Genomic DNA, 11212 nt, shown 5'->3' on the forward strand with positions numbered 1-11212 from the left:
CGCACGCCGCATGTCCGCTGACCCGTACCCCGGCGACACCCGCGCCGCCGTCCGCGCCCGGCCGTCCGCCGCCTGGTGGCCGGCGCTGCGGCGCACTCCTGTGTCGCTGTGGAACGACGACATCTCGGACTTCGCGGCGGCCCTGACGTACTACGCCATCCTCTCGGTGCTGCCCGCGCTGCTGGTGACGGTCCTGGCGTTCGGCCGGTTCAGCCCGGGCACCGCGCAGGAGTTCGTCACCCATGTCACCGCCTACGCGCCCGCCGAGTCGGCGGGCGCCCTGCACGCCGCGCTCTCCCGGATGCTGGACGCGGAAGGCGGCGCGTGGCCGCTGCTGGTGGCCGGTACCGCGAGCGCGCTGTGGTCGGCCTCCAGCTACCTCGCCGTCTTCCGCCGTGCCCTGCACCGCATGCACCGGGTCGAGGACCAGCGGTCGCCCTGGCGCCGGGCCCATCGCATCGTGCTCACCGCACTCGTCCTGCTGCTCCTGCTGCTGACCGGTTCCCTCGCCCTGCTGCTGACCGGGCCGCTGGCCGAGGAGCTGGGCCGGGCGCTGGGGCTCGATGCCACGGCGGCCTGGGGCTGGAGCGTGCTGCGCTGGCCGCTGCTGCTGTGCCTGGTGGCGCTGCTGGTCATCGTGGTCTTCCACACCGGCCCGGCCGGTGCCCGCCGGCGCGCCTACAGCCTGCCCGGCGGCGTCCTGGCCGCCGTGCTGTGGCTGGCCGTCTCCACCGGTTTCGCGCTGTACGCCTCCGCCCTGAGCGCGTACAGCAGGCTCTACGGCTCCCTGGCCGGCGTTGTCGTCTTCCTGGTCTGGCTGTGGCTGTCCAACCTCGCGCTGCTCACCGGCGCGCAGTTCGCCGCGGAGCTGGGCAAGGACTCCACCGCTCACAGCACAGGGACCGGCCCTGTGGCGTGACACTCCGGGGGCAGGGGGTCCGGGTCCTGACCTGCCGCGGAGTCCCGTCCAGGGCTCTGAGCCGGGCCTTCTTCGTTGGCGTGCGTCGGCTCCCGACGGTCCTTCACGGGTGTCCCGCGGACTGGCTGCGGACTGGCCGGGGTGCCGAGGCGGCGAGATCCCTGGCACACCGGCAGGACCTGAAAGGCGTGACTGTGCCCGGTTCACTCGGCCGACATGAGCCTCTCGTCCGTCATCCCCAGACGAGCCTGTTCCTCCTCGACGATCCGACGTGCCAGCTCGGTGTCCGACACGTCGACCGCGTCCGGGGTGACTTCTGCCATGGCACTGCGGCGGGCATAGGCATCGAACAGGCGCGTCTTGGTTTCCAGCATCTTCACCATGCGTTCGTCGACACCTCCGGTGGCGAGGAGACGGTGCACGCGAACCGGCCTGACCTGGCCCATACGGTGAGCCCGGGCCACCGCCTGATGTTCGATGGTCGGCTTGATCTGGGGTTCGCAGATGACGACGACGGAGGCAGCCTGCAGGTTGAGGCCGACGCCCGCGGCCTGGATCTGCCCCAGGAGCACCGCCGGGCCCTGGACACCGGTGAAGTCGTCGACGATCTCCTGGCGACGCTGGGCCGGGACACCGCCGGTCAGCGGACCGAACACCGGAGTGGCCTTGGCGGTTCCGGCCTTGAGGGCCTCCTTCACCACGGCCAGTACGTCCTTGAAGTTGGAGAAGACCACCGTCTTCTGCCCGTTCTCGCCGGCCTCCTGAACGATCTCCCGGAGCCGGTCCAGCTTGGCCGACTCCTCGGGGCGCAGGTACGCGGCCCTGCGCATGGCCATGAAGTTGCCCGCGCGCACGGCCTCGCGGTACGCCTCCTCGTCCGCGGCGCTCAGCTCCTCCCACTCGTCGGTCTGCTGAAGGCTCGGGAGTTCCGTCAGCACGTCCTCCTGGTTGCGCCGCAGGTAGACCGGGGCCACAGCCTTGCGGAAGGCGACCGACCCGGCCAACGCGTCCCGTTCGCCGAGGGAGTCCGCGACGTCACCGTCGAGCATCTGGACCAGGTTGCGGAACTCCACAACCCTGTTCTCCATCGGGGTTCCGGTCATGAAAAGGGTGCGCTCGCAACGCTCCGCCCACAGGCCGACCGCTTGGGACCGCTTGGTCTTCGGGTTCTTCACGGAGTGCGCTTCGTCGACCACCAGCAGCCCGACCTCCCCGCCGCCCGGGGCCGGAAAGCCGCGCAGCGCGTCGAACGTGGTCACCCCGACGCCGCCTCGCCCCTTCCAGTCGGCGAACCCATAGTGCCGGTCGGGACCGTGGAGCACCATGACGCGCAGGGCACTGCGGGCCTCGATCTCCCGAGTCCAGTTCACGAGGACGCTCGCCGGGCAGACGACCATGAAGTGGCTCTGCCCCTCGGCGGCCAGGTGTGCGAGGACGGCGATCGCCTGGATGGTCTTCCCCAGGCCCATCTCGTCGCCGAGTATCACCTTGCGCTGGGCCAGCGCGAACCGTGCGCCGAACGCCTGGTAACCACGAAGGGAGACCCGCCGGTGCGCGTCGTCGAGGTGCTGGGTCCTTACCCGCTCGGCGATCTCGTCCGGCAGGAAGCCCTCTGTGGCGGCCGCGTCCGGCGGCCGTCCGGAGATCTCGGCGAGCAGGCTGTAGTACTCGGCAGAGCGGAGTTCGAAGTCCACCCAGGCCGCGACGTCGGACGAGGGCCCCCGGAGCAGGTCCACCGATGCCTGGGCGAGCAGCTCGGGCAGGCCTGCCCGCTCCGCCTCGTCCACCAGCAGCCGAATCTCGGTGACCGCCGCCCACGCGCGAGCCTTCTTCTCCCGGCCCGCCAGGAGCATCCGGACCCTACCGGCGGCGGGCCTCGCGTCGGCCAGCAATGGACTGAGCCGTTCCGCCAGGGCGGTCGCCTTGTCGACCGCACGCCGAGCGTCCGGGCCGGCCTCCACCAGGACATGCAGGGCCATGACGAGCGCGGTGGTGCTCGGTTCCGGCCGGTCCACGTCGATGTGGACGGCCACGGTCTCGTGCACAGCCTCGGAGAGCCGGCGGGCGGCGGCGAGCATCTGGTCGACGGTGCGCTGCCCGACACCGGGAATCTGCCGCAGCCGGTAGGGGTCCGTTTCGAGCACACTGCCCACGGTGCGCAGTCCGCTCTTCTCGACGCTCCCCAGCCGCAGCCGCCCTTCGGTGACGTCCTGCAGTCGGGCAACAGGGATGGCGTCGAGTTCACGCTTCGCCGCTGCGTCGTGGATCGGCTTCAGCGCCGCCCGTACCGCCTCCACCGCCCTTCCGTGGTCACCGACCACTGCCTGCGCCGCCTCGTACAGTCGCGCTCCCCTCGCGACCGTGTCCCGCTCGCCACGCCCCACCTTCCCGCCCCTCTCTCGCCCTCCCGGCATCCTCCCATCGCCGCCCAGGGCCTCGACGGCGGTTCGTGGCACCCAGCAGACGGACAGACCAGGCCGGCGGGTCCGTCGCCTGTCTTCACGGTCCACAACAGGTGAGGGACGAATGAAGAGAGGTGACGCAGGGAGTCGGCGAGTCATGCCAGGCCGGAAAACAAGGGAATGCGGGAGGGGCCGGACTCGTCAGAACCCGACCCCTACCGACCTGCGTATGTGACGAAACTACCTCACGTGTGGTAACTGGGCAGCTACACGTTGAAGCGGAACTCGTGAGTCCTGCCGATTGCATCATCTTGATCCGTGACCGACCAGATCTGCACTGCGGGAGAATCGCGCTGTGGAGATACGTCCGAACACAGCGCGCACTTTCTGGAAGGCGCTCATGGACAACGCATCCGAGCTGATCCCGGACGCCCACGCCCTGCTCGAGCGGGGATCGTTCGGCCGGGCCCGCTCGCTCACGGTCCTCGCACAGGAGGAGCTGGGCAAGGCGTTTGGATCTACGAGAGTTTCGAGCAGGCCTGGAGCACCGGATCCGAGGATGCGCGGGAGGTGCCGCGGCTCGCGTCGGACGGTCGCCACCACGCGGTGAAGTACATGAGTCCTTCGTCTTCGGCCAGGAGCTCGCCGCGTCCTGGGGCGATTACGGGGCGATCGAGCACCCGAAGGACGAGTCGCAGGACGGCTGGAATGCCTTCCTCGCGCAGAAGAAGAGCGAAGCGGAGACCGCCGGCCGGCGCGCCAACGAGGAGAAGATGGCCGGGTTCTACGTCGACCTCGACGGGTCCGGCGACGCAGTCCACTCCCCCGCCGACATCTCGGCGGGGTCCATCGACGCGGATCTGCAGACCGCGGCGCAGGTCGTCGAGATGCTCCTCATCAAGGACCACAGCAGGATCAAGCTCGAGGCGCAGACGCCGTACGACAGCACTCACGAGCAGCAGCACCGACTGCTGCCCATTTCCCACCCCGAGGACTGGAGCAAGGCGTCGGAGAAGTTCAGGCAGGGCGACTACTTCAAGGGTACAGAGGCCTGAGCGGCACCGGACGCACGCCGGTGGAAGGGAGGTCGCTCAGGAGTCGGACTGAGGGGCCGCGCTTGCGAAATCATACCTACCGGCCGTCCCCTCGGCCCCTGACCGAGGAGGCGCAAGCAGCTACCTCAATCACCTCCCCGGGCGGGTATACCCGATGTATTCTGTCAGGCATGGCACACACAACGATCAAGGTCGAGAGCAGCATCCGGGACCGGCTGGCGATCCTGGCCGCCGAGAAGGACACCACGATCGCGGGGCTCGTCGGCGAATTCGCCACCCACACCCTCACGCAGAGCGAGCGGGACGAGCAGGTCGCGAAGACCCTCGAAGTCCTGCACGCGCTCTCCGGCTACGCCCCGGATCCCGAGCAGGACCGCGCAGCGGACGATGAGCTCACGCGCCGGCTCGGCAGCGCCGCGTGAACCCTGTCGCCCCTGTCGATGCAGTCCTCGACGACAGCGCGCTGCTCGCTCTGGGCTCAGGCAACGTCCTGGCCTCCCGCCTTCTGTACCAGGCCGCCGAGACCGGGGCCTGGCGCGTCCACGTCGCGCTGGCCGCACTCGCCGAAGCGGACCGGGTACGCACCGGACTCGCCGGCCACCTCGGCATGCTCGACCAGGTGGTTTTTCATCCGCTCGATCTCGCCGCCGTCTTGGCCGCCTCGGGCCACGAGCGGTCTCTGGGCTGGTGCCACACCCACCATGTGGCCATGCCCGGCCCCGAGCGCCTGGATGGGGCACGCGTCGCCACCGTCCAGCCCAAGGCCTGGGACGGGGCCGACGTCCGGGTGCTCGACCTCTCTCCCTGAGCGATCCGCCCGGGTTGGGGCGGACTTCACCAGTGGATGTGATCCCAGAACTTCTCCAAGTGCACGGAATTCGCCGGGTAGTTGTCACGGCGAGCCGCCCGCGGGGCCGCCGGGAGCACCGGGGGCCGTCCCAACGGCCGGGGGAGCGGGCACGGGTGGGGGTGGCATGGCGCGGCGCGGGCGCGGGACGCGCGGGAGGAGGCGGCGGGCGCGGCCCCGGGGACGAAGGTGCGCCTCCACCGCGGCCATGTACCGCTCGCGGACATCCGCCAGCGCCCGCAGGTCGACGACCGACGTCGGGATCACCATCGCCGTGTCGTCCGCCACTGGGGGCGAGAGCCACGCATCCTTCATGCTCCGCCCAGCCACCGTCCGCGTACGGGCGACGAGTTCGTCATACGCGGCGCCCACCTCCGGGGCCTCGAAGCGGACCCACGCCTCGTGCCAGGTCAGTCTGGCCTGGATCTCCCGCAGCTGCTCCGACAGGCGGACCCGCTCCTCGGCGGCGGCGTCCGCGCGGCGGCGCCGCACGGCGTACGCCATCTCCGCGTACTGGATGCTCACCTCGTACGCGCTCGCTAACAGTTCCTGCTTCCGCTCCCGCAGCTGGGCGCGGCGGCTGATCCGCGCCTGGACGCCGAGGATGAGGCCGGTCACGAGTGCGGCGAGAACGGCGGCGTAGGGGCCGAAGGCCTTGATCGCATCAGCCAATGATCTTGATCGCATCAGCCAATGATTTGGTCCTGTTCGTCGAGGCCCGGCGAACCGTGGCCGTGGGGTGCTTCGAAGCCCGGCCAGATGCTGGTGGCGCGATAGGCAGACTCCCAGCGCAGATGGCGGACGATGATCGCGACGAGGAGCCGCCCGCCGTCACCGGGCGACCAGCGGCGCGAGGGCGCGTCCTTCGGGTACCAGAGGCACAGGGAACCGTCGGGGTTGCGGTGGGCGGGGCAGTCGGGTCCGCGTGCGTGGACGCGGGGGACCGCCGGATCGCCGGGGGAGAAGACGATGCGGAGACTGTGCGAGGGCAGGATCCGCACGTGCGGGTACACCTGGACGGTGAACCCGGACGCGAAGTCGGCGGGCTTGTCCACCTCGCGCACGTCGAGCCCCGTTGAGCGCATCCCGGTCAGCAGCTCGGCGCGGGCCATGGGACGGGCGAACCAAGGACGGCGCGCGGGACGCCGGTCACCGCTCAACGGCCGTATCCTCCCGCCACGAGCGCGTCTTGGGGAGGAGCAGGCTCGCGCCCGCGAGACCGAGGCTGGCGGTGGTGCTCAGGGGAGTGGAGGCGGCGGAGAAGGCGCGCTCGCGTTCACGCATCGTCTTGGGGAAGAGGTGCTCCAGGACCTCCGCCACCCTGTCGATGTCGTCGGGGTCGGCGATGGCCTTCGCGAGCTTGTCGGCGGCGACCCGCAGCCGCCGCTCGGCGTCCGCGTCGGGGATCAGCGGCTTGAGGTCGGGCGAGACGGAGCGCGGATCCTTGGTCGGCTCGTCGCGCTGGAGGCGCAGGGCGGCCTCCAGCAGCACCGTGTGGACCGCGCCGACGAGGCCCATTCTCGGCTCGACGAACTCGTAGGCCCACACGGAGAGTTGGTGCGAGGAGAAGCCTGGCTTCGTGGCCTGAGCATTCCACGCCTTGAGGATGCAGATGGCGCGGCGTCGGGTGCGCCGCAGGGCGTCGGCGCCGGACGTCAGCAGCTCCACGTGGCCCTGAGGGTCGCTGGCGCTCCAGGCCTTCTTGGAGCCCGGGGCCCGCTCCAGGTCGGGGATCCACAGCCCGCGCCCCTCGCGGCGGCGCAGCGCCACGATGAGATCGACCGTGACGTCCGTGCCGTTGACCGGAGCGCCGAAGTGAATCTTGAGGCCCCGCCGGGACGTGCACACCCGCGCCTTGGGGTAGGACGGGGTGCGCTCGGGGTCGCGGAGCTTCGGACCGATGAACGCGATGAGTTCTTCGGTGACGGCGTGCGGGGCCTCCCCTTCGCCGTCAGGACCGAGCTCCGGGTGCCGGACACGGTCCAGGATGATCCCGCCGTCCCCGTCGCTGACCGCTCCCGCGTGCGGCTGAATATGGGTGCCAACGGGGATCGAACCCGAGCTGTACGACGTACGGCCCTCGGGGTGCTGTTCGGCCAACTTGCGGGCCAGCGCGAGACGTTCACGCGTCGCCGTGCGGACGTCGGGATCTACGTTGATCAGGTGAGCAGGTCGTCGAACTGCTTGTGCAGATGTGCCATGACCGTTCCTTGCGGGTGGAGGGGAGTGAGGTGCGTGGACAGACGGCCGGCACGGGTGTGTACCGTGTTCCGAGTCTGACGCATACCACTGACAACGCCCCCGCGCTCAGCGCGGGTCATAGCCCAGCGCGGCCCGGTCGATGAGACGGTCACAGAGGTCACGGACCGGCGCCGCCCGCCAGGTCTCACGACTCCCCGGAGTCATTGGGTTCTTCCTTGCCTTGGGCCAGGATCCGGCCTCCGACGAAGACCACACCCAGAGCGAGCGCGGAACCGACACCGACCATGGTCTTCTTCAGCAGACCGTCCACGTGGCGCTTGTGCTCGGTGTCCTTCTGAGAAGCAAGTCTTGCCGTTTCCTGGATGAGTTCGAGGAGGTGCTTCCTCTGCTCCCAGGTCAGGTCGTCCCTGCGGAGTTCCCGCTCGAAGATCTCCCGGTTCTCCCGCAGGGCCTGGTAGACCTGATCCAGGCTGTGCCTGCCGTCCGCGAGAGTGGCCTCGTGGGCCTTCTCGATGGCGCCGAAGGCGTCCGTGGCGAACTTCCTGAACTCGGGGAACTGTTCGACGATCTTCATGGCCACTTCGGTGTCCATGTCAGGCATCATGGCCGCGAACCTGACCGTCTTCTCCTTGGAGAGGTGCCTCCAGGTGTCGATCCCGAGCGCGCGCATGATCTCGGCTTCGTTCTTGTACTTCATGCCGTGGAGCCTCCATTGCTCTCCTTCGCAGCGCGTTCTTCCGCGCTGCGGGCCCGGTAGTCGATCCCCTGGATGTGCACCTTGATGTTCAGGCGCGCTGCCGATGTTCTGGAGGATGTAGAGAGTGGTCGGCCGCGTGGCCGGTGGCTGAACCGGGTTGGATATCTGCGATGCGGGCATGCGATACCAATCACTGGGATCGCGGGGCCTCGAGCCAGGCAACGACTGGGGCTACTTCATCCCTGCAGGGCTCGAACCAGATTGAAAGTCCACCTCGAACGGCTCGATCACGCTCAGCCCGAGGTAGCGGAAACGTCCCGCGCTCGGACGTCCGTGGCGTGTACTCCAGACCGGCTGCGCCTCCGCCCGCGCCACATCGCCGGGTACAAGAAACACTCGCCCGTGGGCGACGACTTCACCACTGAGCACAGCCTCGCCGCCCTCGAACAGTCTGAGGGCCGTCAACGAGTCGTCGAGGACAACCAACCCGAGGTGCGTGGCCGACTCATGCAGTACATCGGGGCGAGTCCCAGCGTCCCACTCGGCCGCACGTTCCGTGCCGTTACCGTCGAGGTCAGCCTCAACGAGCACGGAGACCTTGGCGTCCACTCGCAAGCCACCCGCTTCGCTCGATACGTCATAGCCCGGGTGCCTCGGCGCGTGCAGCACCACATCTGCATGCCTCCGGTAGATCGCTTCCGCCACGAGCGCCTCAGCGAGAGCACCCCGGACATGAGCGGTCAGATCCCAATGCTCGTCGGTCACTTCTTCCCGGAGCCAGAGGTTCCTCCATGCCGGAACTCCACCACATCCCCGTCCTGCATCACATACTCCTTGCCCTCCATCCGCGCCTTCCCCTTCGCGCGGGCCTCCGCCACCGAACCCGTCTCCACCAGGTCGTCGAAGGAGATGACCTCCGCCTTGATGAAGCCCTTCTGGAAGTCGGTGTGGATGACGCCGGCGGCCTCGGGGGCCGTGGCGCCCTTCTTGATGGTCCAGGCGCGGGATTCCTTGGGGCCGGCGGTCAGGTACGTCTGGAGACCCAGCGTGCGGAAGCCGACGTGGGCCAGGGTCGCGAGGCCCGGCTCCTCCTGGCCGACGGACTGCAGGAGTTCCAGCGCCTCGTCCTCGTCGAGCTCGGCGAGGTCCGCCTCCAGCTTGGCGTTGAGGAAGATCGCCTCGGCCGGGGCGACCAGGGCCCGCTGCTCGTTCTTGAAGTCCTCGTCGGTCAGCTCGTCCTCGTCGACGTTGAAGACGTAGAGGAACGGCTTGGTGGTGAGCAGGTGCAGGTCGTGCAGGAGCTCCTCGCTGCCGGAGCCCTGGACGATGCCCGCGGAGAACAGCGTGTCGCCCTTCTCCAGGATCTCCTTGGCCTCCTCGACGGCCTTGACCTTCGGCGCGATGTCCTTCTTGATGCGCGACTCCTTCTGGAGGCGCGGCAGGACCTTCTCGATGGTCTGCAGGTCCGCGAGGATCAGCTCGGTGTTGATCGTCTCGATGTCGTCCTTCGGCGAGACCTTGCCGTCCACGTGCACGACGTTCTCGTCCTTGAAGGCGCGGATGACCTGGCAGATCGCGTCGGACTCGCGGATGTTCGCGAGGAATTTGTTACCCAGGCCCTCGCCCTCGGAGGCGCCGCGCACGATGCCGGCGATGTCGACGAAGTCGACCGTGGCCGGAAGGACCCGCTGCGAGGAGAAGATCTCCGCCAGTTTCGTCAGACGGGGGTCGGGGACGCCGACGACGCCGACGTTGGGCTCGATCGTGGCGAACGGGTAGTTGGCCGCCAGCACGTCGTTCTTGGTCAGGGCGTTGAACAGGGTCGACTTGCCGACATTCGGCAGACCGACGATTCCGATCGTGAGCGACACGTTGCGACTTCCCGTGAGTGGTGGGCCTGGAGGCCAGGGGACCGGCCGATCCACCAGTCTACGGCGTGTCCGGAACCGTCCCGGCGACGTATCGAACGCTTGGCCAAGCAGCGGCCGACGGCGTGTCTGAAGGCCTAATCGGCATATTGAACGACTTAAGTTGGTGCGGTGGAGCAATACAGGACGCGATCTCCCCAGTACGGACCGCGACGGGACCAGCCCAGGCCGCCCCGGCACCCCGTGCCGTCGCAGGCGGGGCGAGGGGCGGGGGGTGAGCCCGTGCGCTCGGCCCGGCCGCCGGGGCCGCGGGGCCGCCCGGCGCCGGTACGACGGCCCGCACCCGCTCCGGCACCCGCCGCGGGACGGCTGCCGAACCCACGGCTGACCGGCCTGGGCAGCGGGCTGTTCTGCGCGGTGGTGATGTTCCTGCTCGGCGCGCTCAGCTCGGCGCTGTTCGGGGCGTCCCTGACGGCGTACGGCGTGCTGTTCCTGCCGGTGAGTGTGCTGACCGCCCTCTGGGTGCGCCGGGGCGACCTGATGATCGCCCCCGTCGTGGTGCCGATCGCGTTCGCCGTGGGGCTGCTGCCGGTGGCCGACGGCGAGGGCGGGACCGGCGGCACGCTGATGGGCCTGGTGACGGCACTCGCCACGCAGGCCGGCTGGCTGTACGGAGGGACTCTCCTCACCGGGCTGATCGTGATCGTCCGGCGGATCCGACTGGTGCACCGGCGGCGGACGGCAGGCACCCGGCCGCCGGCATGACCCGGCCGCCGGTCCGACCTCTCGCGCTCGGAGGCGGCCTAGTGTCCGGCCGCCCGCATCGCCGCGCCCACGATCCCCGCGTTGTTCTGCAACTGCGCCGGGACGATCTCCGCCTTGATGCCCTCGATGGAGGGCAGGAACTTGTGGGACTTGCGGCTGACGCCGCCGCCGATGATGAACAGCTCCGGCGAGAACAGCATCTCGACATGGGCGAGGTACTTGCGGACGCGGTGCACCGCCCAGTGCTCCCACGTCATGTCGTGGTCCTCGCGGGCCTTGCTGGAGGCCCGCTTCTCCGCGTCGTGCCCGTCCAGCTCCAGGTGGCCCAGCTCGGTGTTGGGGACGAGCACGCCGTCGGCGAAGACCGCGCTGCCGATTCCGGTGCCGAGGGTCAGAAGGATCACCGTGCCCCGGCGGCCGCGGCCCGCACCGAAGTTCATCTCGGCGACGCCCGCCG

The 11212-nt window shown here is 69.4% G+C and carries 14 protein-coding genes and 1 pseudogene; 6 read left to right on the forward strand and 9 right to left on the reverse strand.

Annotated elements, in window-relative coordinates:
- Positions 1-10 precede the first annotated feature (10 nt).
- A complete protein-coding gene (locus ABZ281_RS19080; protein WP_356656948.1) occupies positions 11-919 on the forward strand; it encodes a YihY/virulence factor BrkB family protein in 909 nt (302 codons plus the stop codon).
- 203 nt (positions 920-1122) lie between these two features.
- Here ABZ281_RS19080 and ABZ281_RS19085 read toward each other — a convergent pair whose 3' ends face one another.
- Positions 1123-3333, reverse strand: a complete 2211-nt coding sequence (locus ABZ281_RS19085; protein WP_356656950.1) for a DEAD/DEAH box helicase — start codon at positions 3331-3333, stop codon at positions 1123-1125.
- Positions 3334-3721: 388 nt separating this feature from the next.
- Between ABZ281_RS19085 and ABZ281_RS19090 the strand changes: the two genes are divergently transcribed.
- From ABZ281_RS19090 to ABZ281_RS19105, 4 genes are all read left to right on the forward strand, one after another.
- The gene (locus ABZ281_RS19090; RefSeq protein ID WP_356656924.1) at positions 3722-3931 is read left to right on the forward strand and encodes an AbiV family abortive infection protein; all 210 of its coding nucleotides are present in this window, start codon (positions 3722-3724) and stop codon (positions 3929-3931) included.
- Positions 3834-4376: an AbiV family abortive infection protein gene (locus tag ABZ281_RS19095; RefSeq protein ID WP_356656926.1), complete on the forward strand. Its 543-nt coding sequence runs from the start codon at positions 3834-3836 to the stop codon at positions 4374-4376. Before ABZ281_RS19090 ends, ABZ281_RS19095 begins: the two co-directional genes overlap by 98 nt.
- Positions 4377-4546: 170 nt before the next feature.
- Positions 4547-4798, forward strand: coding sequence for a hypothetical protein (locus ABZ281_RS19100; RefSeq protein ID WP_356656928.1), 252 nt, complete (start codon positions 4547-4549; stop codon positions 4796-4798).
- On the forward strand, positions 4795-5184 hold the full coding sequence (locus tag ABZ281_RS19105) for a hypothetical protein (protein ID WP_356656930.1): 390 nt from the start codon (positions 4795-4797) through the stop codon (positions 5182-5184). The genes ABZ281_RS19100 and ABZ281_RS19105 overlap by 4 nt, the downstream gene beginning before the upstream one ends.
- An 84-nt stretch (positions 5185-5268) precedes the next feature.
- Here ABZ281_RS19105 and ABZ281_RS19110 read toward each other — a convergent pair whose 3' ends face one another.
- From ABZ281_RS19110 to ychF, 7 genes are all read right to left on the reverse strand, one after another.
- Positions 5269-5895: a hypothetical protein gene (locus ABZ281_RS19110; protein ID WP_356656932.1), complete on the reverse strand. Its 627-nt coding sequence runs from the start codon at positions 5893-5895 to the stop codon at positions 5269-5271.
- Between the two features lie 14 nt (positions 5896-5909).
- Entirely contained in the window at positions 5910-6335 is a 426-nt protein-coding gene (locus tag ABZ281_RS19115; RefSeq protein WP_356656934.1) for a hypothetical protein, read from the reverse strand.
- Positions 6336-6372: 37 nt separating this feature from the next.
- Positions 6373-7323, reverse strand: a complete 951-nt coding sequence (locus ABZ281_RS19120) for a hypothetical protein (RefSeq protein ID WP_356656936.1) — start codon at positions 7321-7323, stop codon at positions 6373-6375.
- A 59-nt stretch (positions 7324-7382) separates the two neighbouring features.
- Positions 7383-7508 (reverse strand): hypothetical protein, encoded by a 126-nt coding sequence (locus tag ABZ281_RS19125; protein WP_356656938.1) that lies wholly within the window; start codon positions 7506-7508, stop codon positions 7383-7385.
- 101 nt (positions 7509-7609) lie between these two features.
- Positions 7610-8122, reverse strand: coding sequence for a hypothetical protein (locus ABZ281_RS19130; protein WP_356656940.1), 513 nt, complete (start codon positions 8120-8122; stop codon positions 7610-7612).
- A gap of 231 nt (positions 8123-8353) precedes the next feature.
- On the reverse strand, positions 8354-8887 hold the full coding sequence (locus ABZ281_RS19135; RefSeq protein ID WP_356656942.1) for a hypothetical protein: 534 nt from the start codon (positions 8885-8887) through the stop codon (positions 8354-8356).
- A complete protein-coding gene (ychF, locus tag ABZ281_RS19140) occupies positions 8884-9993 on the reverse strand; it encodes a redox-regulated ATPase YchF (protein WP_356656944.1) in 1110 nt (369 codons plus the stop codon). The genes ABZ281_RS19135 and ychF overlap by 4 nt, the downstream gene beginning before the upstream one ends.
- A gap of 168 nt (positions 9994-10161) precedes the next feature.
- On the opposite strand from ychF, the gene ABZ281_RS19145 reads away from it, so the two are divergent.
- A complete protein-coding gene (locus tag ABZ281_RS19145) occupies positions 10162-10755 on the forward strand; it encodes a DUF6542 domain-containing protein (RefSeq protein ID WP_356656946.1) in 594 nt (197 codons plus the stop codon).
- A 38-nt stretch (positions 10756-10793) separates the two neighbouring features.
- On the opposite strand, the pseudogene ABZ281_RS19150 reads toward ABZ281_RS19145, so the two are convergent.
- Positions 10794-11212 (reverse strand): annotated as a pseudogene (locus ABZ281_RS19150) (ROK family protein); the annotation flags it as partial.

The organism is Streptomyces sp. NPDC006265 (assembly GCF_040613555.1).
GTDB lineage: Bacteria > Actinomycetota > Actinomycetes > Streptomycetales > Streptomycetaceae > Streptomyces.

Excerpts from the sequence above, each read along its gene's own strand:
- ABZ281_RS19080 (WP_356656948.1), top strand. The coding sequence starts at position 11 with ATGTCCGCTGACCCGTACCCCGGCGACACCCGCGCCGCCGTCCGCGCC.
- ABZ281_RS19085 (WP_356656950.1), bottom strand. The coding sequence starts at position 3,333 with ATGCCGGGAGGGCGAGAGAGGGGCGGGAAGGTGGGGCGTGGCGAGCGG.
- ABZ281_RS19090 (WP_356656924.1), top strand. The coding sequence starts at position 3,722 with ATGGACAACGCATCCGAGCTGATCCCGGACGCCCACGCCCTGCTCGAG.
- ABZ281_RS19100 (WP_356656928.1), top strand. The coding sequence starts at position 4,547 with ATGGCACACACAACGATCAAGGTCGAGAGCAGCATCCGGGACCGGCTG.
- ABZ281_RS19115 (WP_356656934.1), bottom strand. The coding sequence starts at position 6,335 with ATGGCCCGCGCCGAGCTGCTGACCGGGATGCGCTCAACGGGGCTCGAC.
- ABZ281_RS19125 (WP_356656938.1), bottom strand. The coding sequence starts at position 7,508 with ATGCGTCAGACTCGGAACACGGTACACACCCGTGCCGGCCGTCTGTCC.
- ABZ281_RS19130 (WP_356656940.1), bottom strand. The coding sequence starts at position 8,122 with ATGAAGTACAAGAACGAAGCCGAGATCATGCGCGCGCTCGGGATCGAC.